This window comes from Paenibacillus sp. J22P169, assembly GCF_059691995.1.
The window spans coordinates 704,168-726,683 of sequence record NZ_JCAUAO010000001.1; the positions used below are offsets into that span (position 1 = coordinate 704,168).

Annotated in this window: 22 protein-coding genes and 1 pseudogene; 3 read left to right on the forward strand and 20 right to left on the reverse strand. The window is 43.2% G+C overall.

The annotated features are described in order from the left end of the window. The first annotated feature begins 170 nt into the window (after positions 1–170). Positions 171–965, forward strand: a complete 795-nt coding sequence (locus AC58QG_RS03450; RefSeq protein ID WP_497360706.1) for an IclR family transcriptional regulator — start codon at positions 171–173, stop codon at positions 963–965. Positions 966–1,116: 151 nt separating this feature from the next. Here the strand turns inward: AC58QG_RS03450 and AC58QG_RS03455 are convergent, their stop codons facing one another. After that, the gene (locus tag AC58QG_RS03455) at positions 1,117–1,332 is read right to left on the reverse strand and encodes a CDGSH iron-sulfur domain-containing protein (protein ID WP_497362769.1); all 216 of its coding nucleotides are present in this window, start codon (positions 1,330–1,332) and stop codon (positions 1,117–1,119) included. A gap of 629 nt (positions 1,333–1,961) precedes the next feature. Then, positions 1,962–2,252 (reverse strand): hypothetical protein, encoded by a 291-nt coding sequence (locus AC58QG_RS03460; RefSeq protein WP_497360707.1) that lies wholly within the window; start codon positions 2,250–2,252, stop codon positions 1,962–1,964. 288 nt (positions 2,253–2,540) lie between these two features. Between AC58QG_RS03460 and AC58QG_RS03465 the strand changes: the two are divergent. Further along, positions 2,541–3,234, forward strand: a pseudogene (locus tag AC58QG_RS03465) (MraY family glycosyltransferase). Between the two features lie 23 nt (positions 3,235–3,257). Here the strand turns inward: AC58QG_RS03465 and AC58QG_RS03470 are convergent. The 5 genes from AC58QG_RS03470 to AC58QG_RS03490 all read right to left on the reverse strand — a co-directional run bounded on the left by AC58QG_RS03470 (position 3,258) and on the right by AC58QG_RS03490 (position 5,522). Beyond that, positions 3,258–3,596 carry a hypothetical protein gene (locus tag AC58QG_RS03470; protein ID WP_497360708.1) on the reverse strand — a complete coding sequence of 113 codons (339 nt, stop codon included), beginning with the start codon at positions 3,594–3,596 and terminating at the stop codon, positions 3,258–3,260. 285 nt (positions 3,597–3,881) lie between these two features. Continuing rightward, a complete protein-coding gene (locus AC58QG_RS03475) occupies positions 3,882–4,355 on the reverse strand; it encodes a hypothetical protein (protein WP_497360709.1) in 474 nt (157 codons plus the stop codon). A 44-nt stretch (positions 4,356–4,399) separates the two neighbouring features. Next, positions 4,400–4,813 carry a DUF2569 family protein gene (locus tag AC58QG_RS03480; RefSeq protein ID WP_497360710.1) on the reverse strand — a complete coding sequence of 138 codons (414 nt, stop codon included), beginning with the start codon at positions 4,811–4,813 and terminating at the stop codon, positions 4,400–4,402. 36 nt (positions 4,814–4,849) lie between these two features. Next, the gene (locus AC58QG_RS03485) at positions 4,850–5,239 is read right to left on the reverse strand and encodes a phosphotransferase family protein (protein WP_497360711.1); all 390 of its coding nucleotides are present in this window, start codon (positions 5,237–5,239) and stop codon (positions 4,850–4,852) included. Then, a complete protein-coding gene (locus AC58QG_RS03490; protein ID WP_497360712.1) occupies positions 5,202–5,522 on the reverse strand; it encodes a hypothetical protein in 321 nt (106 codons plus the stop codon). Before AC58QG_RS03490 ends, AC58QG_RS03485 begins: the two co-directional genes overlap by 38 nt. Positions 5,523–5,826: 304 nt before the next feature. On the opposite strand from AC58QG_RS03490, the gene AC58QG_RS03495 reads away from it, so the two are divergent. Then, a complete protein-coding gene (locus AC58QG_RS03495) occupies positions 5,827–10,518 on the forward strand; it encodes a X2-like carbohydrate binding domain-containing protein (protein WP_497360713.1) in 4,692 nt (1,563 codons plus the stop codon). 102 nt (positions 10,519–10,620) lie between these two features. Here the strand turns inward: AC58QG_RS03495 and AC58QG_RS03500 are convergent, their stop codons facing one another. The 13 genes from AC58QG_RS03500 to AC58QG_RS03560 all read right to left on the reverse strand — a co-directional run bounded on the left by AC58QG_RS03500 (position 10,621) and on the right by AC58QG_RS03560 (position 22,480). After that, positions 10,621–11,088 (reverse strand): VOC family protein, encoded by a 468-nt coding sequence (locus AC58QG_RS03500; RefSeq protein WP_497360714.1) that lies wholly within the window; start codon positions 11,086–11,088, stop codon positions 10,621–10,623. Between the two features lie 80 nt (positions 11,089–11,168). Next, entirely contained in the window at positions 11,169–11,855 is a 687-nt protein-coding gene (locus AC58QG_RS03505) for an RNA polymerase sigma factor (protein WP_497360715.1), read from the reverse strand. 18 nt (positions 11,856–11,873) lie between these two features. Then, a complete protein-coding gene (locus AC58QG_RS03510) occupies positions 11,874–12,359 on the reverse strand; it encodes a GyrI-like domain-containing protein (protein WP_497360716.1) in 486 nt (161 codons plus the stop codon). An 86-nt stretch (positions 12,360–12,445) separates the two neighbouring features. Beyond that, positions 12,446–13,273 (reverse strand): carbohydrate ABC transporter permease, encoded by an 828-nt coding sequence (locus AC58QG_RS03515; protein WP_497360717.1) that lies wholly within the window; start codon positions 13,271–13,273, stop codon positions 12,446–12,448. A 14-nt stretch (positions 13,274–13,287) separates the two neighbouring features. Next, on the reverse strand, positions 13,288–14,178 hold the full coding sequence (locus tag AC58QG_RS03520) for a carbohydrate ABC transporter permease (RefSeq protein ID WP_497360718.1): 891 nt from the start codon (positions 14,176–14,178) through the stop codon (positions 13,288–13,290). 73 nt (positions 14,179–14,251) lie between these two features. Continuing rightward, the gene (locus AC58QG_RS03525) at positions 14,252–15,595 is read right to left on the reverse strand and encodes an ABC transporter substrate-binding protein (RefSeq protein WP_497360719.1); all 1,344 of its coding nucleotides are present in this window, start codon (positions 15,593–15,595) and stop codon (positions 14,252–14,254) included. A gap of 282 nt (positions 15,596–15,877) precedes the next feature. Next, positions 15,878–16,720 (reverse strand): alpha/beta fold hydrolase, encoded by an 843-nt coding sequence (locus AC58QG_RS03530; RefSeq protein ID WP_497360720.1) that lies wholly within the window; start codon positions 16,718–16,720, stop codon positions 15,878–15,880. Positions 16,721–16,777: 57 nt separating this feature from the next. Beyond that, positions 16,778–17,533, reverse strand: a complete 756-nt coding sequence (locus tag AC58QG_RS03535) for a hypothetical protein (protein WP_497360721.1) — start codon at positions 17,531–17,533, stop codon at positions 16,778–16,780. 66 nt (positions 17,534–17,599) lie between these two features. Next, positions 17,600–18,184, reverse strand: coding sequence for a TetR/AcrR family transcriptional regulator (locus tag AC58QG_RS03540; protein ID WP_497360722.1), 585 nt, complete (start codon positions 18,182–18,184; stop codon positions 17,600–17,602). 269 nt (positions 18,185–18,453) lie between these two features. After that, positions 18,454–18,924: a cupin domain-containing protein gene (locus tag AC58QG_RS03545; protein WP_497360723.1), complete on the reverse strand. Its 471-nt coding sequence runs from the start codon at positions 18,922–18,924 to the stop codon at positions 18,454–18,456. Positions 18,925–19,281: 357 nt separating this feature from the next. Then, the gene (locus AC58QG_RS03550; protein ID WP_497360724.1) at positions 19,282–20,202 is read right to left on the reverse strand and encodes an oxidoreductase; all 921 of its coding nucleotides are present in this window, start codon (positions 20,200–20,202) and stop codon (positions 19,282–19,284) included. A gap of 223 nt (positions 20,203–20,425) precedes the next feature. Then, entirely contained in the window at positions 20,426–21,556 is a 1,131-nt protein-coding gene (locus AC58QG_RS03555) for a trans-sulfuration enzyme family protein (RefSeq protein ID WP_497360725.1), read from the reverse strand. 78 nt (positions 21,557–21,634) lie between these two features. After that, on the reverse strand, positions 21,635–22,480 hold the full coding sequence (locus tag AC58QG_RS03560; protein WP_497360726.1) for a phytanoyl-CoA dioxygenase family protein: 846 nt from the start codon (positions 22,478–22,480) through the stop codon (positions 21,635–21,637). Positions 22,481–22,516: the final 36 nt, after the last annotated feature.

The window sequence follows — 22,516 nt, forward strand, 5'->3', positions numbered from 1 at the left end:
AACAAATTATGAAAAATTGTTCAAATTTAGAACAAACTCATGAAACCACTTTGTCAATGTTCTGAATACATATATTAAATTCGATGCAAACAAGTATTTTTTACTTTAATATGAGCATATGTTAAGTATGTTCTATATCCAGAACAACTTTCTGAAGGGGGGTCATATTCATGTCTACTCAAAACTCGAAATACTCCGTTCCAGCCTTGGAAAAGTCATTCGCTATCCTTGACTTTCTTGCGCAGAACAAAACGGGATTTTCACTATCCGAACTCAGCCATGAATTAGATATACCAAAAACCAGCGTGTTTTCCATTCTGAACACGTTGGAATCGCATAATTATGTAAGGAAGTCACCTGAGGGTTTATTTCAACTAGGCTTGAAGCTATATAATTTAGGCTTGGCAGCGATTAACCACATTGATATCAAGCAGGTTTTTGTTCCGTATATGGAACGACTGAGAGATGACACACATTTCACAGTTCATATGTGTATTTACGATGACGGGCAAACGGTCTGTATGGAAAAAATCGACGGACCAGGCATGATTAGCTTCAAATCTTTTGTCGGAGAAAGAAAAAAAATGAATACGACATCTGTAGGAAAAGCAATTGCCGCGTATTTACCTGAGAAGGAATTACAAATTATGTTCAGTAAAGGCTTACAAATCTTAACTCCAAACTCCATTTCAAAGGAAAATGACTTTCGGGCACACTTGCAGCAAGTTCGAACATTTGGTTATGCCGTTGATGATGAAGAAGGTGAAATCGGAGTTCGCTGTTTAGGTGTCCCAGTTTTTATTGATGACGGTAATATCTTTGGAGCGATTAGCTTGTCTACTCTAAAAAGCAATCTACCTATGCAAAAGCTCCAGGAATACGGAGAGAAACTAATAACAGTCGCTAACGCGGTCTCCATGCAGCTTGGCTATAAAGGTCCATACCCAAAAAAAGAAATCAAGTAAGACTCCCGTTACTTTAACGAGGCTGCCGATTGATGCCGGCAGCCTCGTCCTGGTTTCCTATTGAACAAACGTGTCCCGTTAGAGTAATCAACGGGGGTGTTCAAGTTCCGTTTTTGCACATCAAACGAGACCGGTTGACGTTTGCAAAGATTTACTCCTTCTTTGCTCTTGGCGTGTTTTCGAAGCCGATCGACTTGTGCGCTCCGTCGCAGAACGGCTTGTTGTTCGATCCTCCGCACCGGCACAACGAGAACGATTCTTTGTGCTCAAACTGGTTACCTTCTGCGTCCACCAACTCGACTGGCCCAGTCACCCGAAGCGATCCGTTGTCGTTCACTTTAATTGTTACTTTGATTTCATCTGCCATTTTTTTACCTCCAATGTACGATAAGTTAATATACAAGTATATCCAGTGATCACCTGAATAAGACGAACCAATCTTCACTTATGGTAGTTCGAAATAACAACCTTGCATTCAACACACATGGAAATAACTGGATTCACCTGAAGCGTCGACAATTTTTCGGGCATTGTCGCACATTTTTTTGCGACAAGATCCGTATCGTTTTTTTTACGTCGGATACATTGAGGAATGAGGCGTTCTGCTCTCCATCATACATTGCTTTCACCCTTACCCTGCACCAAATTGCGCCGAAAATGCTATTGAATACACCTGGAACATTAGGAGTAATATTTTTTACTTGAACGACTTTCTCTTCTCTGAACTTAACGCCAAAAGACTTTAATATACTTCTGACGATCCAAAGATCACTTGGACTTTCCATATCGGGAATGAATTGAAAATTTGTTATATAGGTAGGAAAAGGAAGATAATGAGGCTTGAAGCATAACTTTGCCGTAGCTGCAAGGTAATGCTTTGAAGTACCCGCGGCAAGGTAATGCTTTCAAAATCACAATAATAACGGGATCCGCAGCTGCAGATCCCGTTTCAATTTCAGTGAACTATCTTTTACGCTAAGTTCAGCTTATGTACTTTCAAAAAGAGGCGGAAATCGCCCAAGCGCAGCCCCCAACGACCGCGACGCATGCCCAAAAAATGCCGTAAACCCTCCGAAACGAAGGATTCGCGGACGCATTTCGTAGCAAAATCTCGTTCACGATGATAAGGATGAGTCCGATAACCGGATACCCTCCCCAAATCGCAAGCAACTTATAAGCTGGCTCGCTGGTATCGTTGAATAAAAACGCAAGGGCGAGCAACAGTAGCGCGCCGAGTGTTGCGAGCACTAATATCACGCGGGTAAAGTATGCCAGCAGTTTTTTCATGTTTACCTCCACAGACAACATGTCTTTTAATGATACATCTTATGATGCTTCTATTGAGCTAAAAGTACCGCATTAGTTTAGTATTGATGATATATTCACTGTCGATTAAAATATTGGGAATAACACTCATATAAGCGTAGTTGAGTGTTTGTCTCCTTAAATAAAGCAAAGGAATATTTGTCCACTTACTAGACGTATAATAAAATTGAATGATATCGATAGGGGAGAACCAATCCAAAGGAGAGTTCATTACTTAGTGCTTTAAGTATTTCGTTTCTACTTGTTGCTATGTTAACACCTATTTTAATATGGGCGTTATGTAGTTTAAACCTAACTCAACCTATCAGGGTAGAGTTGCCACCAGACCATCAAGCCAAACGTGGTACCCCGCTGATGGCAGGCATTATCCTACTTATAGGGGTAATTACATCAACATACTTCCATCCTAAGCCACCGGTACTTTTCCTTGGAGCAACTTTTGTTTTATTTGGCATTTTGGGGTTCATAGATGATTTTAAAAAAGGCTGCATTTCAAGACCCCTCTGGTATCTCAGGAAAAACGAAACTGATTTTTCAATTCGCTTTCACTATCGTATTGTTATTTGCATTACTTTATCAGTTCAATTTAAGTTCGGAAATCACCCTATTTAAAAGTTTTAACCTCCACTTACCCATTTTCGCATATCTGATACTAATGATGTTATTTATTGTGGGTTCAGCCAATGCAATAAATTTTACTGATGGCTTGGATGGTCTTTTGATTCCGATATTATTTTTTGTTTATCTTGCAGAGCAACTTTCTGTCATTTTACAAGTTTGGTATTTCAAGAAAACTAAATTGAGAATATTCCGAATGGCACCTATTCATTAACACTTTAGTTTGAAGTATGGCTGGAGTGAGAATAAAATAGTGATGGTATTCGGATTCATATCTTGGATATCAGCATTTATTTCTTGGGTTATTTGGAAATACATACTATAGATATTATGATCGTGAATGCAGTGCTAGGGCAATGGTTCATCAACATTAGCGACTCTAATCCATGGTTTTAATGCGAATTTTATTTCCCCATTCTCCCCATCCAAAAACCTTTGTATAAGCTTTATTTGTTTTCCTTCGTTACCCATTAACATCCAGGGGCTTGAAATAAATAGTTCCTGATCTTTAAGTCGATATCCATTTTCATCAAGATACCAACCATCATGTTCTTCCTCTAACTCCATAAGTTTTTCTTTGATATTATTATTCCAGTTAGAGAATTTTCCCTCAAGGTAGTATTCATTATGTTCCCCTATTAATTCAAACTCAAGACGTCCAGAATAACATAATTTATACTTTTCCAATTATAATCCCCCCCTTTTATAGCGCTTTCTTCATTTTTCGGGTTTCCTCCAGGTTGCTTATTAAATTGTTGTAAACACAACTGCTAATTATAGGTATATATACATTATATTACAATTGGTAAAATGATGGATTCTTAATGCTGGGAATACGCTTTTAACTAAACTTTCCTTTACTAATTTAAGTCCCTATAATGACAAATCAAATATAGTCACAGCAATATGCTGTGACTATATGTTAAATAGTAGGCAACAAAACATCTTCCAAGAGAGACGATTGGTGAATAATTACTTAGATTTCAATATTTTATCTTTCTCGACTGTCCAAAGATTATTTTTCTTTTCAAAATGTTGTCGCATTTGTATGCTGCCCAAGAATGTTTTTCTACTTGTAAGTTCAACAGTGCCGTCAGATATGAATCGGATATTCTCCAAAGCAAGCGACATCCCACCAAATTTACTTTTTGAAAGATTAGTTTCAATGTCAGAATACGTACCCTCGCTAACTTCAACCCCACTTATTTGTTTGATATAGCCCAATAAATCATTTTTTTCGTCAGTCGTAAGTTCATCCAAATTATCTGTTCTTACATATAAGTATGTCAATCTTGAATCGTTATAGAAACTTGCTTCTTGCTCAAATATATTTTTAAAAGCAAGTTTATATATATCTAAATGTTCCTCTCTATCTATTTGGATGTCTTTAGAACACCCAATCAAGATTAGTATCGTTGAAATGAATATTAGAACTATATTTTTCATTTATTCTTAAACCTGCTCCTCGCCTATTTCCATTTATTGTTGATTTATTCATCCTTTTTAGACGCGTAAAATGTTGTGTTTACTCGTTTCGAATATCTAAAATATAAAATCCATATTACTCCTACAGTGCTAATTAGCATCAACTCAAGAACATCAGATTGTCCTCTATTTGATAAAAAGAAATCAATTATAGCAAATATTATCGTTATTAACTCAGTTATGATTGTAATCAATGGCGCACTTTTGTTCTTCGATAATAAATTAAAAAGAGACACGATAATAAGAACTTCAAGTAAAATGTATGAAACAACATCATAGACACTTTCAACATTCCATTCTATTGTCTCTAACATCTTGAGTATGTTATATGGATTGATCAGAACCCCAACAACTGAAGTAATAACATAGAATAGAAGCCAGCCTCTTATACCCACTAGATTTTTCTGGTTTCCTTGCATGTGGACTCTCCCTTACGTAGTGTTCCCGTTATTGTTTCAACAGCGAAATATCCTTTCTCGAATCATAGCAGCAAGTTTGGCAATTTGCACTTCTTGTAAGGCACCCGATGCAATTGATCGAGCAGCAGCAGGTACATACCAAGACTTTATCTCATCTTCTGTTACCCCAGACGACTTACAGTACTCGTCAATGAAAATAAGATATGCCTCTTTACGATTTGCTTGAAAGAATTCAACGACGGCAGCCGGTGTTTCCGGTGGCAAAACGGCATATTCGATCATTACGCAAACTTCCGCGACATCCGCTGCCGGATTGCCAAGAGAGACATGCATCCAGTCAATCATGAACGGGAGGTTGTTTTTTAGTATCAAATTACTCGCATTCGTATCACCATGACAAATATTCGTAGTTGCTGTCTTCATCATCAAAATCAATCTTTTGGAAAGAATACAATCCTTCAAATAACCGATTTATGATTGTCTCCCCGACTATCTTTTCGAATATAATTCCAGGACGACCTTCCCAACTCACTAACTCAAACGGTCTAGCGGCTGGCAAGCCACTCTTCCAAGCCGCGATGCTGTTACGATATTCGAGTTGAACGGCTTCTGCTGGAGTGTTAACATGAAACAGTTTGACGACTTTGTGGTCGCCACCCCATTCATACACTTCGCAACTCGAACCAGTTCCTACACATTTTCCTATCATCGTTTACTGGAGCCCCCCTCAAAACATGCCATATAACACATAGGCTACATTCAAATGGAAATTATTTCTTAAATTAAACTTACCATAATTTAAATTAACCTGTGAAAAGATTTCTTGGGGTTAACTCTTTGTTCTAGTTCTGAAGGAAATAAGATCTAGTTCTTGTCAAAATTGGGCAATTGTACGGATTAAGGCAGAAGTGTACCTATCCACGCTCAGAATTTATCTTATATAATCGGTCGTGTGCAAGTGCGGTAACGCTTACATAAAGAAATCAGTTCAACGACAAAGGAGACAAGTGAAGATGAAAAGCAGATTGCAACGCCGAAGAAAGCTCTGGCTGGGATTGCTGCTCGCCATGTTTGTCATCGCTCAGCTTGGCTACGTCCCGACTGGCGAAGGTACGGTCAAAGCAGCCGACAATGGCTTGGCACAGAAGCCGTATATGGGCTGGAGCAGTTACAGTATGCAGGTCTACGACGGACCATCTGGCAATTGGATTTCCGAAGCAAAGCTTAAGAAGATGTCTGACGCCATGCACGAGAAACTGCAGGCACATGGATACAACTATATTAATATTGATGCGGGCTGGAACGGCAGCATGGACGAGTACGGCAGACCGGTGCCAAGTACGACGTTATATCCGGGAGGTTTTCAGAATCTCGTCGATTACATCCATGGAAACGGGCAAAAAGTCGGCCTGTATCTCATCCCTGGCGTCTCGCCTGACGCGGTAACCCAGAACTTGCCTATTTATAACGCACCTGGCTGTACGATAGGTAATATTGTTGTAAAGCCTTATAAGTACGCTGATTACTGGAACATCGGCTACAAAATCGATTTCAGCAATCCGTGCGCCCAAAAATATGTTGATTCCGTCGCGGATAAGATCGCATCCTGGGGTGTGGATTTTATCAAATTCGATAGTGTAACGCCTGGTTCCGGGCACAATGATGTCAGTATCGATGCACGTGACGACGTCAAAGCCTGGTCAACAGCGCTTAGTAGACACAACATTTGGTTTGAACTGTCCTGGGCTCTCGATCACAACTACGTGGATTACTGGAAAAAATACGCCAATGGCTGGCGGGTCGATTGGGATGTGGAATCTTACGACCCCGAGGTTGGCATGACGCAATGGGCTAATATTGCGCGTTTGTTCCCCGACGCTGCGCTCTGGTGGCGCGATGCCGGACCGGGAGGCTGGAACGATTTTGATTCCTTGAATGTCGGCAATGGCTCTACCTCCGGTTTGACCAAAGACGAAAGACAAACGGCGGCAACATTGTGGGCAGCTTCATCCGCTCAGTTATATACAGGTGATGACCTGTCCAACCTCGACGCCTATGGTCTTGACTTACTTACGAACGACGAAGTCATCGCTGTCAATCAAGCCGGACGACCCGTACACCCGGTATCTACCTCGAGCAACCAACAAGTTTGGTATACCAATAACGGCGATGGCACTTATACGGTAGCTCTTTTCAATCTTGGAAACAAAGCAGCGCCTATTACCGTTAACTGGAGCGACATCGGTCTGAGTGGTTCGGCCTCCGTTCGCGACTTATGGAGCCATACCGAACTTGGCACTTATGCTTCTGGTTATGGTCCAGTTTCCTTGGAGCAACACGCCTCGCGTTTATTCAAAGTAACGGCGCTGGGAGGTAAATCCATCGTCAATGATGATGACACTGGCTTGAGATACACAGGAACATGGACACGCAACGGCGGTAAAGAACTGGCTCGCGACGCCCAAGACTTGTCCATTGCCGTAACAGACTCCTCTTCCGCTACTGCTGCTCAGAGCGAAAATAATGTTTCGGCGCAAGCAAATGTTGGTGACGCTACGGTCACTCATGCCGTCTATCTTAACGACACGGATCCGTTGATCCAATATTCAAACAAATGGGGACATCACGGCGGAAGACCTTTTGGTGACTACCAGGGTGACGTTCATTATGGAGAATCCGACAGCGGCACAGAGCCGGAGTTCAACTTCTCCTTTACGGGTACCGGCATTGAAGTATTCTCTGAACAAGGCACATCCAATGGACGGATGGACGTTTACATCGATGGGCAGCTGAAAGGCACTGTGGACACAGAAGGTGCACAGCAGTCGGGGCAATATTCAGTCTATCGTATCGCCGATCTTCCGCAAGGTGCGCACACATTGAGAGTGGTAAGAAACGGCAGTGGTCAACATTTCCTCATTCTGGACGCTTTGAAGGTGACAACCGAAACGCTTTTAGGTCAACCTTCCGCGAACAATTTTAACAAAGATCAACCTGCTGACATCACCACGAGACTTATCTTTGGTGATAGCTCGCTGACTGGCATCAAGAATGGCTCAGCTTTGCTGCAGCCAAATACAGACTACACGATAAGTGGTGGCAATCTTGTAACGATTAGAAAAGAATACCTGCTCAAGCAGTCTTCAGGGAGCACGCTCCAACTAGACTTCACTTTTGCCGGCGGTGACTCGCAATCGCTACCCATCGCGGTTACTGGAACGTCGCTTAATCCTTCAACCGCCGTCTTTGACAAGAAAACATCCGCACAAGCGGACGTCTCTGCCACGCTAACACTTGGCGGCAGCAACACTCTGACAGGCATTATGAACGGCGCAGCCGCCTTAACGCCTGGACAGGACTATACGTTTACTAACGGTGTAGTGAAAATTTTGAAATCCTATTTGACCCAACAGCCTGTTGGACTGACAAATTTGACTTTCGCGTTCAGTTCGGGAAATCCGCAAACGCTGGCTATAACCATTAGCAACTCGGCATCCCCTGGAAGGTTTACCTACATCAACGACGACAACCCGGATATTCACTTCACTGGGGCTTGGAACCGCAGTACAAATCGTCCTTTTAACGATTACGGCAAGGACGTTCATTATGTAGAGCAAAATAACGACTATTTCACCTATACGTTTAATGGCACTGGCATTACCTATATAACCGAAGTCGATCAGGGTCAAGGCGATGTGGATATCTTTATAGATGGTCAATTACACGGAACTGCTCATACTTACGGAGCGAATTCGCATAACGTTGCCCAACAGGAAGTCTATACCGTTATGAACTTGACGCCTGGCATTCATACGCTGAAAGCCGTCAAAAAGTCTGGGCAGTTCATGCTGCTTGATGCGCTTAAAGTACAGCAATCCGACCTGATTGACGTCTCTGCCGCCGACTTCAACAAAAAAGCAGCTGCAGATGTGAGCATTAACATCATTGGCAACGCACAGAGTTTGCGCAGCATTTCCAACGGTAACACTGCACTCGTAAATCCGACCGATTATGAAATTAACGGCAATAAAGTGACGATTAAAAAAGAATATCTCACTTATCAACCTGTCGGTAACTTGAAGCTTTCTTTTGCTTTTCAAGGTGATTATGCGGATGATGTTCATGCAACGTCCGTGAATGGAGACTCTTTCCTCTATACATTCACAGGAAGCGGAATTGAGATCCTTTCACCAACAGGGCCGGAATTGGGTGACATTGACATCTATATTGATGATCAGTTGAAGGATACTATCCATGCCCATTCGACCACTCGGAGTGCTGGAAACAGTCTTTACCACATCTCGTCTCTTTCCAAAGGCTCTCACACACTGAAAGCGGTCAAAAAATCAGGCAGCTATATGCTTGTAGATGCGTTCAAATTCGATATTGCCACGGTTGACAGCACACCTTCCGCACCGCAAACTGGCGGCGGCTTTGTAAGTGGCAGTACTGACACCAGCGCAGTTAACATCGTGCGTACGACACAAGCTGATGGCTCGAGCAAAGAGGCAGTTAAGCTTTCGGGAGACAATACGAAAATATTAATACAGAAGTCCCAGACTTCTGGCGCCAAATCGGCTGTCATTTCCCTGCCCGATGACAAAGATGTCGTGGCCTTAACCAATGTTGTAGTGAGTAAAGATTCGCTAAGTTTGCTAAGTGAAAGCGGGCTTGGCCTAGACCTCAATACAGCTAATGTCAAAGTCCAAATTTCGAACGACTCGCTGAAGAGCTTGAAAGACGAAATTTATTTCAACCTTGTTCCTGTAAAAGCTTCAGGTGCAGGCAAGGATTTGGAACAGCGCGCCAATGCAGCGACAGTCGTGCTGAGCGTTGCCGGAGGCGGAAAAGCCGCTCTGGTTGGCCGTCCGGTAGACATTGTGACTAACCTGCAAAATCATGAGGTAACCCTCATTCTCCCGCTTCCCGGAGATTTGAGCGATGCCGATATTCAGCAAATCGGTGTGTACATTGAACACAGCGACGGGACTAAGGAGTTTAAAAAAGGTACCGTCACAACGTTCGAAGGCGGCCGTGGCATTCAATTTACGACGAGTAAATTCAGTGCGTTTGCTCTCTTGAAGGTCGATGGCAAGACATTGTCCTTCTCGCACGAAGCGTACATCCAAGGCTACGAAAACGACTTGTTCCATCCAGACAACCACATTACTCGCGCAGAAATGGCTATGATTCTCTCGCGCATAGCGACCAAGCGGGCATCAGGCAACAGCAGCGAATATGTTGACGTAACCCCAGATGATTGGGCGTACAACGCCATCGCCACAGTCTCACGACTGGGATTAATGCAAGGTTACGCAGACGGCACCTTCAAGGCAGAGCAACCGATCACCAGGGCCGAAATGGCCGTACTTGCTGCTCGGTTCGCGGTGAGCCCTAATGGAACTGGAGCTGGCTTTACCGATACGGCCGGTCTTTGGGCCGAAGATGCCATTAAAGCTGCCCAAGGTGCGGGCTACTTGAAAGGTTACGCAGATGGTACGTTCAGCCCTGCCAAACCGCTCACTCGGGCAGAAGCGGTCACCGTAATCAATCGTGTACTCGGTAGAGGACCGCTTTACGGAGTGAAGCACTCGCCTTGGACCGATGTCCCGGACGAACATTGGGCAGTTTATGACATTGAGGAAGCATCCGTCAATCATTCGTTTGAGCCGTTAGCAACCGGTGGAGAAAAAACTGTAGAGTAATCCCAACAGCTATGCAAACATCAGAAAGAGGCAGCCGATTAACTCAATCCGGTTGCCTTTTTCTTATACTCGAAATTCATGTGGTCGTTTAGTACCGTTAGTTCAATGAATCTTGACCTGGTCGAATAAATGAACTTTAACTTTATCCACTTCTTCAGGAGTCCGATGAACGTTTACACATTCATTCACGTCAAATTTATTGCCATCTAGATCATAAAATACAAAATTAATTCCACAGCTCCCGCGATCCACTAGCCCGTCGATTTGTACGTCAGTTGTTTTTAGATGGTCATACAGCACTTCGATCTGCCTCACTTCAAAGGTCAACCTGAACATTTCATACCCCGCTTTATTCGGAAATTGATTGTCGATTGGACCTTCAGTCTCTACCAAGTGCAGCCATTGTCCGTCTGACAACTTTAAGATGACTTGAGCCTCCGCTTCATTGTAAGGAACTGCATACTCTAGCCCGAAATTTTGCTGCCACCATTTCGCAGACTTTAAAGGATTTCTAACTGGTACGTAAATGGAACACACGGCTTTCAACGCATTTCTTAGTATTCCCGACATGCCGATCATCCCCTCATTGTTATTATGACTCCATTTCAAGAAACGTTGAATGAAGCTAAAACCAAACAGTCCCAAAATATTTATTTTGAAATGACGTTGAATAGATTACCGTCAGGATCTCTGAACGTAAAGTGCAACTGCCCGTTTAATGCCTTAAGCTGTGCGAGATGAATACCCTCTTGCGCTAGTCCGATATAAGCACGATATATAGCTTTTGGATCGCATCTTTGAAAAGCGTCAACCAACGCATCGAAATCCACATCAGTTTCCTTTCTTAATTGAACGGCTCTTTTCGTCTTAATTACAGTTGACTCTTGAGCTAACTTTTTTAGCTTAAGTCTAGCGCGTCCTAAGGATATTTGTACTGTGGCTTCTCTCATCTTTACGAACACCGCGGTCTCCTTTGCCGTAAAATTAAATACATCCATTAACAGCAATATTACGCACATCAGCGGTGAAAGTCGTTCGGCTAACTGCTCTAATAGCTCTCGGCTAGATAACAAGAAATCAGGAGCCACTGCTTCATGATTTTGTTCAAACGGTACAGTTCGGATTTTAAGTGCTCGTTGACTATCAATCCATGCATTCTTCGCTATACGGTACAAATAGGCTTTCGTAACAGGTCTTTCTGGGTTCTTTCGAACTGCCTCAATCACTTTAACAATCGCATCTTGCGTTAAATCCTCCGCGTCCCATCGATTGCCGGTTATCCTTAAACTGTACTTAGTCAATATTTCTTTCCAGTCTATTCTTATTAATTCGATCACGGATTTCCGTTCCCCTTACTATTTCTCTTCGATTGGTGTATAAATCTCTAGCTCACTTTCTGGTGATGTCGGATTAAATCTTTCGTCCATCAACTCCACTACCCAACCTTTACTATGTTTGTAGCCATTCTCTTCAATCCAATGGTTAAGAGAACCATAAGCATCACCTATTTTCCAAATCTCACCTTTGTGCGTATAGACAGCATAAGTGCACATAGGAGTAGTCTGGCTTACCATACCTTGTGGAATAGAACCAATCTCTGTGACTTGAGCGGTTGTATAGTAGGTTCCAAGATTGTCGGGTGCATAATTACCTGGTTCGTATAGAGCCAATTTTTCACCAGTTCGATTTTGGATTTCCTCCATACGATTTATTAAAGAATCAAATGATAGCGGAATTACGGTTGGGTATTCTGAATACTTCGCTTCATGCTTTGTTCCAACTGCTGAGAATCCTCTTTTAACCACTCTACACGTGTTATCTTTAGCGCCTAGTTCGCTCATTTCGTTTCTCCTTTCGGTTTTTGAATTGTATAAAGGAATAAATTAACATTTCAATTACTATCTATATTATTCCCTGCTAAAGCACGTCAACCCTTTATAGCAGAACTAACCGTCAGAGCTCTCTCCACTTGTTCTGTGAAAATCAGGTATAACACGACCATCGGCAAGCTCGCAATCGTCATAACAGCACCCATTCCGCCCCAGTCGGTCGCATGAAGCCCTTGGAAATAGACGAGTCCAATCGGCAAGGTCATTAATTGTTCGTTGGTAATCAAGATCGACGCCAAAAAGAATTCATTCCACGTCCCCATAAACTGAAGAATAACAATAGTTGCGATGGCTGGAGTAAGGATTGGCAGAATGATGCGAAAGAAAGCGAGATAAATCGAGGCGCCATCCATACATGCTGATTCTTCCAGCTCTTGTGGAATCCCTCGCAGGAAGCCGTAAAATACCATCGAGGCAAAGGGTAGCCCGAACGCCACGTAAGGGATCAATAGAGCGCCGTACGTATTCGTCAAGTGAAAATCTTTCACGATAATAGCCAAGGGAATGATGATGACTTGAATTGGAATAAACATGCCGATAATCATGTAAATCCGTACCGATTCACGAAATTTCCAGCGAAGTCTGGCAATTGCGTAAGCAAACATAACGGCGAAGATGACAACACCGATTGTCGTAATTGTTGACACAATCACACTATTGGCAATATAGGTGGGGACATTGAATCTGCTCCATGCATTTACGTAATTCTCGATTCTGAAGTTCGTCGGTATTCCAAATGGATTGGTTACGAAAATTTCATCGTTATTTTTCAACGAATAAAAGACCATCCAAATTAACGGATATACGGAAATCACGAAGTAAATCCATAAAAAGGACTGCAGGACGATTCCTACGATTTTGTTCATACTATGACTCTCCTTTATCCCTGTTCCAATCCAGTTTCTCTGCTATCAAAGGCTTTGTTGATAATAATAGTGACGATTAGGCTAATCACAATCAACAATACCGAAATGGCACAAGCATACCCATATTGATTGCCCGAAAAAGCGTTCCGGATGATCATGAATGTAATCGTATAGGTTGTCGTGCCCGGGCCGCCATTCGTCATAATCGCCATCTGCACGTAAGCACCAATCCCTGCTGTAATGGCAATGATTGTGCAAAACTTGAACGTTTCCTTCATCAGTGGGAGCGTGATGTACCAATGCGCCTTCCATTTACCCGCTCCGTCGATTCTAGCTGCTTCCGCATAATGCTCAGGAACGGATTTCACGCCGGCATAGAGCAAAGCAAACTGAAAACCCATATACTGCCAAGCATTGACGAACGCAATCGCAACAATCGAGAAGCTCGGTGAGTTCAACCAATCTTGACGGTAGTCCATCCCTAGTGCCTCAAATAATTTATTGATGATGCCATTCACCGGGTCATACATGGAAAGCCAAAGTTGACACACGACGGTGACCGATAGGACAACGGGAATAAAATAGGCTGTTTTCAGAACTTTTCGTCCTTTCACCGTCGGGTCAGCGCAAATAAGCGCCAATATCGTACCTAGACCAATTTGGAAAATGACCAGAACAATGGCGAATAACATCCCATTACGGAGCGAAGTGGTTAATAAATAATCTTGCGTAAGAACGATATAATTTCTGATGCCGATAAAGGTCGCGGCGCTAAGCCCATCCCATTCAAAGAAGCTACGGTAAAATACTTGAAGAATGGGATAAAACACAATAACGCTATATAGAACAATTGCCGGTGTTAAAAAAATGATAATGGCCTGTTTGTTTCCAAGGTATTGTTTCATTTCCATGCTCCCTTTCTTTAAAAAGACTCACACCGACTTACAAGTCGATGCGAGTCATAAGGTACTGAAGGTATTATTTCTTCAGGATTTTATTAAGGTTCGTTACAAATTGATCCGCTGTAAATCCAGCAACGATTAAGTTCTGTGAGTTGTCGTCAATACTCAGATTAACGTTCGTATCATTCTGCACGGTCGCGAAGCTTGTAATATTCGGGATCACTTCTTTGCCAAGGCGCGTCAACATCGCAGGCACTTGCGCAGTGATTGCCTTATCGACTTTGACGGATACGATCGGTGTGCCAACTTGTGTATATTTGTACTCCGCATATTTACGTGCCATGAACGCAGCTACTTTAGTCGCAACTTCTTTGTTTTTCGTTTTTGCAGACACGGCGAAGCCTCCAGGACCCCCTGCTCCGTTCATTGCAAACTTTGCTTTTTCATAGGTCGCTTCATCTTTCGCTGGGAAGTTCATGAAATCTACGTTGTCTCCCAGATTCTTTTGCGAGCTCGGAATTTCCCATTGGCCATTAACAAACATGGCTGCCTTGCCTTGGTAAAATAACGAGGAAGCTTGATCATAATTCGTTTGGGTCGCATTTTTTGCGAATAATCCCGCGGCTTGCAGCTCCTCTACTTGCTTAGCGGCCAGCTTCAGTGCTGCCGGCGCCTCCATTGCGCCATTCAGAGCGCCATAGCCTTTCGATTCCTCGCGAGTCATGAAACCTTGCAATAGCGCATTGCCAATCCATTTTTCTTTGGAGAAAATCGCAAGCGGAATGATTCCCTTTGCGTTGAATTTTTTAGCGGCATCCTTCAATTGATCAATCGTTTTGATTGGTGCCTGTACGCCTGCTTCCGCAAATAGTTTCTTATTATAATATAAAATGATAAATTCAGTGCCAGCATACGGATATCCATATACGTGACCGTCTGGTGCAACCAATTTTGCTTCATTACCTTTGTTCAAATCTTTCTTGAACTGTGCCGTTTCAGGCGCATCATCTAAAGTCAAAATATTATTCGATTTGCTGCCGATCTGCATGATATCCCAAGAAGTATCGATGATATCAGGCAAGTCTCCTGTTGCCATTTGCGTTTTGAGTTTTTGACCATTATCTTGCAACCCAGGAACCAAAGTAATTTCAACGTTTGGCATTTCTTTTTTCAGCTCGGCGACCGCATAATCATACGGTTTAGATGTGTCATCGTCGAAGTGATTGGTATAAATACTAAGCTTAACAATTTGGCTTGCAGGTGTTGCTGCTGCGGGTGCAGTAGTTGGCGTTGCAGCTGCTGGTGCGGAAGGAGATGGTTTTGCGCTTTCTGCAGTCTTCGATTCCACTCCACACGCTGTAAGTGAAAGTGTCATGATCATTGCGAGTGAGATGCTGCTTAATTCCTTCCAGTTCTTCACTTATTACCCTCCCTTTATAAATTCCAAATTTTTAAAGCGCTTTCATTGTTGATTCTAGGGTAAAATCACGTTCTCAGTAAGGTACGTTTACGTCTTATTGCGTACAAATACGCCGTTTTCCGGGGTACATTTTTCTTTTGGAGGTCCATTAGGTAAGAATTGCATATCGCCAAGGTATCAAATAAGCTTTTTTGTAAAACCTAATTGGTGATGCATGGTCCATTTAGATAACAAAGAAAAAGCAGACCAAGTGTGTTGGCCTGCCTTATCTGTCTGACTTAATTAAGCTTTATTCAAGAAATGATTCACTTCTCCAGCAAATTCGTGTGGGTATTGGAACAGGAAGCCATGATTTGCTTCTGGATAGATGATCAACTCCGCGTTAGGGATGTGACCTGCGAGTAAATAGGAGTTCACGGTCGGAACCATAATGTCGTTGTTGCCGTTAGCGACGAGAGTCGGTTGCGTGATTCCCGCAAGACGTGCTAATTTGCCCATATTGGGAATACCCCAGTGAATAATGGCTTCGTCCTGCGCATCACGCGTTGCCAATGATGGCGTCTCATCTCGATCTTCTGACCGAGTAAAGATACGTCCCACGAATTCTTGGCCTTTGGCTTGACTGTTCTGCGTTTGAGCAAAGAATAGGTAGTAGATGTCTTCAGCGCCTTGAACATCTTTAATCGCATGACTGCGAATGTCATTCTTCCAACCATGCATGTCTCTACCGCCTTCTGGGCCAGTTCCGGCAAGAATCAATCGGCGAACAAGATGAGGACGTAGAAGTGCAACTTCTTGCGCGATAAAACCACCCAACGAGAAGCCGAACAGGTCGATCGTTGTCAAGCCAAGAGCATCAATGAAACCCAATGCGCCGCGGGCCATTTCGGTTATCGTCCTCGGCGTCGTTCCTGTAGAACGTCCTACCCCGCTATTATCAAAGAGAATGACTTCACGTTCAGCGGCAATGTCATCGACTAGCGCCGGATCCCAGTTGTCAATATTGCCACGAAAATGCTGTAGGAACACGACAGGAGTCGTACCAGCTTTGCCAAAACGGCGATAAGCATAGTTAGTTTGGTTATTAGATGTGATCGTTAAAGTTGGAGCAGTGTATTGGGACATGGATGTAATCTCCTTTAATTTGTAATAGATAATAGGCTAACTAAGCAATTAAGCGAATTAAGCAATCGTAATATCTTGGATATCGACAATAATCGGGATAAAACTGCGGTCTACAGTACCGTCTGGATTGCGCGGGTAAATAAGGCGTCGGGTTGGAAATACCATTCCGTCGAACGTTTTGTATTCCTCAATGTAGTGAGCGATAACTGCGTCACCGTTTACGTCCACTGTGTAGTCCATACGTTTAAGCATACCTTCGCTGTCATAATAAAAAGTCTGTTCTGCCGTATGTGTGGCAATGGATTTAGGGAAGGTTACGTGCAGTCTGCGCCATGTTTGTCCGTCCTCATCCCAAGGCTCGATCTCGCGTGTCTCTACACCTGGGAAAGTGAACAAGTATGGTGTAGTAAGGTAATTCCACATCGCGTAGCTAAGGAAATAGCCGACTTGCAATTTGTCCCAAGGTGTGAACATGTCGTAGCCTTCGTATGAAGCACGTGGGTTAGTACGGCTTTCTACTGTCTGACCGTCGGCATATTGCAAGGTAACTCGTTCAGCTTCACCGTCAAAGATTAATTTCTGGTCGGACTCGACCCAGGGTGTAAAAACAGTGTGCTGGCGTTGGACATCGATTACCAAAGTCTCATCCAAGAAAGCGTCTTTGTAGCCTTTGAGTTCCCAGAATGGGCCGCTTGCAGCGAGCTTTGTCGTAAGTGTTTGAATATTCGACCACCGTTTAAGCCCGCCAGAAGCCTCGAGTACTAGTTCTAGCAAGTCATTTTTATGTTGCATGTTGTTATGTTGATTCGTCATGTTTAATTTCTCCCTTTTATTAAAATAGTGTATTGAGAATGATCGTTCTTAAATTGTTAAAAAAAATTATGTCTTCTTTATCATGGACATTGTCGTTTCGATAATTTTATTTAGTTTCTCTTTGTCATCTATCGTCTTCGACATCACTAATAGCCCGGTATATGCATTGTTAAAATAGTAGGACAACATTTCGGCATCTAGTGATAGATCCAATTCACCAGACTGCTGACCTGCCTTAATTAACTCACGTATCAATTGCTCTGAGCTTGTAAAGTTCTGTGTAACCCATAATTTCGACTCAGGATCATGAGTTGCCATCTCTACGGCCGTATTTACCATTAAACAGCCTTTTGGAAGTTCATTTTTATCCTGATTGACAGCCATTTCCAATAACAAACGAATACCTTCTTCGGCTGAACATGCGCCATTGACCAGGCTTCTAACGGATTTCTCTATCATTTCATTGTAGCGTTTTAACGCTTTGATATATAAGGAATGTTTATCGCCATAGGTGTCATACATGCTTCTCTTGTGAACGCCCATTTGTGTGACTAGGTCCATCATGGATGTTTTCTCATAACCCTGCTCCCAAAATAACCGCATGGCTTTAAGCAAAACAGCATCTTCATCAAACTCTTTGGTTCTGGCCATTCCAACGCCTCCTCCTTATGAAGAGTATCTTACCATATTGAGAACGATCGGTAAAGAATTATTTTGCACCGATCGTTCTCATTATGAATCTAATCATCAAAAGCTAGTATATTTGCGTGAAACTATAGGGAAAATATCGTCATCAGTGTTTGTTTATTTCGCGGAGGTTATTCAGCGTCCTCTCTTTTCTTGAAACGAATATATAATAAAGGACCGAGAAACCCTAAGGTTCCCGGTCCTACCTATATCTAATCTATCATTCATTTAATTTAGTTTTTACCGGCTAGCAACGGAGGACCAATGATCCATGTGTCATAGCTTTCTGATAATTCCTGCCAACCTTCGGGCGGAGTAAGCCCAATTTTGGTGAAGAAATCGTCTATCCCGCCAGGTGCAAAGGTAAATAGAATGCGTGCCGTTTCAGATCCGATATTTGCCCATGTATGAGGAAGTCCGCGAGGAACCACGACACTTGTTCCTGGAGTGACATCGAATTCTTCATCGCCGCAATGAAAGCGGAATGTTCCCTCTAGTACTTCAAAAATTTCTTCCCTATCTTTATGAAAATGCTTAGGTGGTCCGCTTAAGGCTGGTACGCGTGCTTCCATTATCGTCACGGCCCCGCCAACCTGGCTGCTATGAATTCGTATAGCCATTTGCTCCCCTGGCATTGTAGTAAACCATTCTAAATCTTTACCATGCGTGATTGCCGCTTGCTTGGTTTCGTTGTTCGGATTCATAAAAAATAAGCTCCCTCATATTGCTGAATTTAAGTGAACCGAGGTTGTCTCGTTCGCTTGGCACACAATATAACTGGGTTTTCGAGCATCCGTCAAATGGGAGGAATTAACGCAAAAGAATAACAAACATTGAATTTGATCGTTTTATTTTCAAAGTACATATAGTAGATTGTCATTCAATTTCGATAGGTTTTTAGTTCATATTTTCCATTATTTACATCCTAAAATACTTCTCTATCTGAGTAGAGTTTGACTTTTGAGAGATAAGCGAATATCAGACAATGCTCCAAACAACATCGGTTAATAAACAAGCGAATACCGTGGATTTGCGGTGTTCGCTTGTTTTATTCTTTAGCCTTAATCTTGGAATGAGTAATGAACCCCTGTCAGCTTCTCAGAAATCTGCCATAGCTTCTCTGAAACATTCTTATCAAACAGCTTATGTATTGAAGTATCGATTGCTGGATGTCCTTTCTTTGCCCCTCGGCCATCAGGTCCAATGTATTCCCCTCCCAACAACGAAGGTTCCGTCGCGGCGTACAAGGTTGGAAGCGAACCCATCGCTGCAGTTTGGAACAACGAGCTCATTATTTTATTTAAGAACTTCATTTCGCGCCCCGAACCCCGGGAAGTGATATTTGTTGCTGCAATGCCAGGATGACATGCGATGCTCATTGTTTTCATCTTGGATGCACTAAGCCGTATCTGCAGCTCCTTGGCGAACAACAGGTTTGCCAACTTACTCTGCCTATAAAAAGGGAATCCTCGATACCCTTTTGCACCGTCCAGATTATCGAAGAATATACGCCCTTTCATGGCAGCTAAGCTGCTGAGCGTTACCACACGAGAGTGTGGTGTGCTGAGCAACTTCGGGAGTAGCAATCCGGTTAATGCAAAATGACCCAAATGGTTTGTACCGAACTGCAGCTCGAACCCGTCCTTTGTCTTCTGGTAGGGCGGCATCATGACGCCGGCATTATTTATTAATATGTCCAAGCTTGAATATTGCTTATTAAAATCTAACGCAAAATTGCGAATGTCGTTAAGATCACCCAAATTAAGCTTCATGACCTTCACGTTTGCCTTTGAATGAAGCAAATTAATTTGTTTTGCCGCCTCCATTCCTTTCTGTTCATTACGAACGGCAAGAATCACTTCTGCACCTCTACAGGCGAGCGCTAGCGCAGTTTGCAGTCCAAGTCCACTGCTGGATCCAGTAATTATGATTGTTTTCCCCGATTGATCAGGTATTGACGTTTCATCCCATTTATACACCATAATATCTCCTGCTCCCTTAATAGTAACAATACTTATTCATTTATATGGTCATCATTTGTTTGTTAAACCATCTTCATGAGCTTGCACTGATCGTCTTCATCACTTCTTTATCATTCAAGCAAATGCACAAAAGTCCTTCCAGATTAATTGATCTAAATGAAAAACGGCATTCAGACATAAGTCCGAATGCCGTTTTTAGCTCATAAATCGAATATTCAATGACTTAGGACAACCCATTCAATGCTTGATCCAAATCATTGATGAGCGAGTCTACAGATTCCAATCCGACCGAGATCCGGAGAAGCCCACGTGGAATGCCCGTTGTTAGTGAATCTTCTTCACTGATGCCGACACCGGGATCAATGATTAAGCTTTCAAAGCCGCCCCAGCTCACGCCATATTCGAAATGACGAAGCTTAGGAATCATATCCTTAATTTCCTGATCGCTGGCCCGAGGGAGAAAGCTGAGCAAGCCGGTATAGCCTGTAAGCAGCTTTCTGCCTAACTCGTACTGCGGATGGCTCTTGAGACCTGGATAATAGACTCGCTTCACCTTGGGATGTCTTTCCAGAAATTTCGCGATCTTCATGGCATTCTCCTGATGCTGCCGCATGCGGACCGGCAATGTGCGCAGTCCCCTTAGCAGGAGCCATGACTGGTGCGGATCCATAATAGCGCCGAATAACGCCCGCTCCTCATAGGTGATCTTCTCCATTGCATCTGCCGTGCCTATTGCAATTCCGCCAACAATATCACTGTGGCCCCCCAAGTATTTGGAAGCGGAGTGAACAACCATATCGATTCCGAATTTTAGAGGTTTACAATACAACGGAGTCGCCCATGTGCTGTCGATGATGGTACTCACGCCATGGGCTTTCGCCAATTGAGCGACCGCCTCTAAATCCTGCATGACAAACAGATTAGAGGAAGGACTTTCCAAGTAAATCAGCTTTGTGTTCGGCCGAATGGCTTGTTCGAAATCTTCAATCCGGTCTCCGTTCACGAAAGTAGTCTCTATGCCAAATCGGTTCAGATATGAATACAAAAACTGCCTTGCTGGCCCATAAGCGCTGCGAACGCAGATAACGTGCGCACCGACTGACACAAAGCTCATGATTGACGCCGAAATGGCTCCCATACCAGAAGAGAAGCATTTGGCCGCTTGCCCTTCCTCCAAGGCGGCGATTTTGAGTTCCACGATCTCTGTTGTCGGGTTACTGATACGGGTGTAAATGTATCCGTGATCCTTTTTTTTCCTCGTAAACAAGGAGCTTTGAAATATTGGCGGAACGATAGCCCCTAAATACCGGTCATAATCATCTCCAAGATGGGTTAAGATATCTTCTTCGTTCATTCCGTCTCTTCATCTCCTATACGGCTAATGGAACCCACTCCTAATCGGATATTCGATTGAATGGTTGTGGAGTAATGCCTAAGGATACAAGACCGGAAAGGCGTCACCTTCAAATAAATCCCCTTCATTTCTATTCAACAGTTTTACGTTAAAATGGAATTCGCCTTTACTGTGTTTCTTGTAACGCGTATCTCCTGTCATCAGATGTACAGCCATAGACCTGCGTGGGTCAGCAGCGTTATTGGCTCCGCTCCCATGAATCGTCAACGCATGATGAAAGCTCACCTGTCCCGCCTTCATGATCAATGGAACCGTCGAAAATATTTCATTCTCAGGTATATCCATTTCCTGCTGTTGCTTTTCCAAGTTCTGCTCAAAGAAATCGCTGACGTTCAGCAGCCCCCACTTATGACTGCGAGGTACGACCTGCATACAGCCATTGCTCAAATCAACATCGGTGAAAGCAACCCAGGCGGTCACCAGCGTTGGTTCCTCTGCGCATTGCCAATAGGAGAAGTCCTGATGCCAGCCCACATTCGCAGTTTCCTTCCCCGTACCTCTTCCCGGCTTATAAAGTAGCTGATCATGCCACAGTCTAATGGTGTCAGCTTTCATCAGACCGGCGACAATCGCTCCTATCGTACGATTCGTAGCCACTGACATCAGTGTTCTATCCGACCAATGTGAATTGTCCGTTTTGCGAAGCGCACTTGGATTCTCCCCTTGCAGCCAGTTGCATACGGGGGCACGTCCGGTTTCATAGCTTCCCTCGTACATCCTATCTTGGTGGTCAATAATTGCTTTTATCTGATCTTCTGTAAAAAGAGGGGGAGATACCCAGTATCCGTTTTGTTCAAAAAATAGGATCCCTTCTTCACCCGGCAAACATTCTTTACGTAATTGATCATCCACGATATGAATCATTCCTCTCCTAGAACACTTGGAATTGTGGCCGAACTC

Coding starts and splice junctions, on each gene's coding strand:
- AC58QG_RS03490 (WP_497360712.1), bottom strand. CDS start 5,522: ATGATAGGAAAATGTGTAGGAACTGGTTCGAGTTGCGAAGTGTATGAA.
- AC58QG_RS03495 (WP_497360713.1), top strand. CDS start 5,827: ATGAAAAGCAGATTGCAACGCCGAAGAAAGCTCTGGCTGGGATTGCTG.
- AC58QG_RS03555 (WP_497360725.1), bottom strand. CDS start 21,556: ATGAACGAAGAAGATATCTTAACCCATCTTGGAGATGATTATGACCGG.
- AC58QG_RS03550 (WP_497360724.1), bottom strand. CDS start 20,202: ATGGTGTATAAATGGGATGAAACGTCAATACCTGATCAATCGGGGAAA.
- AC58QG_RS03475 (WP_497360709.1), bottom strand. CDS start 4,355: ATGAAAAATATAGTTCTAATATTCATTTCAACGATACTAATCTTGATT.
- AC58QG_RS03455 (WP_497362769.1), bottom strand. CDS start 1,332: ATGGCAGATGAAATCAAAGTAACAATTAAAGTGAACGACAACGGATCG.
- AC58QG_RS03450 (WP_497360706.1), top strand. CDS start 171: ATGTCTACTCAAAACTCGAAATACTCCGTTCCAGCCTTGGAAAAGTCA.
- AC58QG_RS03480 (WP_497360710.1), bottom strand. CDS start 4,813: ATGCAAGGAAACCAGAAAAATCTAGTGGGTATAAGAGGCTGGCTTCTA.
- AC58QG_RS03545 (WP_497360723.1), bottom strand. CDS start 18,924: ATGAATCCGAACAACGAAACCAAGCAAGCGGCAATCACGCATGGTAAA.
- AC58QG_RS03535 (WP_497360721.1), bottom strand. CDS start 17,533: ATGACGAATCAACATAACAACATGCAACATAAAAATGACTTGCTAGAA.
- AC58QG_RS03520 (WP_497360718.1), bottom strand. CDS start 14,178: ATGAAACAATACCTTGGAAACAAACAGGCCATTATCATTTTTTTAACA.
- AC58QG_RS03500 (WP_497360714.1), bottom strand. CDS start 11,088: ATGTCGGGAATACTAAGAAATGCGTTGAAAGCCGTGTGTTCCATTTAC.
- AC58QG_RS03560 (WP_497360726.1), bottom strand. CDS start 22,480: ATGATTCATATCGTGGATGATCAATTACGTAAAGAATGTTTGCCGGGT.
- AC58QG_RS03485 (WP_497360711.1), bottom strand. CDS start 5,239: ATGATGAAGACAGCAACTACGAATATTTGTCATGGTGATACGAATGCG.
- AC58QG_RS03540 (WP_497360722.1), bottom strand. CDS start 18,184: ATGGCCAGAACCAAAGAGTTTGATGAAGATGCTGTTTTGCTTAAAGCC.
- AC58QG_RS03460 (WP_497360707.1), bottom strand. CDS start 2,252: ATGAAAAAACTGCTGGCATACTTTACCCGCGTGATATTAGTGCTCGCA.
- AC58QG_RS03510 (WP_497360716.1), bottom strand. CDS start 12,359: ATGAGCGAACTAGGCGCTAAAGATAACACGTGTAGAGTGGTTAAAAGA.
- AC58QG_RS03530 (WP_497360720.1), bottom strand. CDS start 16,720: ATGTCCCAATACACTGCTCCAACTTTAACGATCACATCTAATAACCAA.
- AC58QG_RS03515 (WP_497360717.1), bottom strand. CDS start 13,273: ATGAACAAAATCGTAGGAATCGTCCTGCAGTCCTTTTTATGGATTTAC.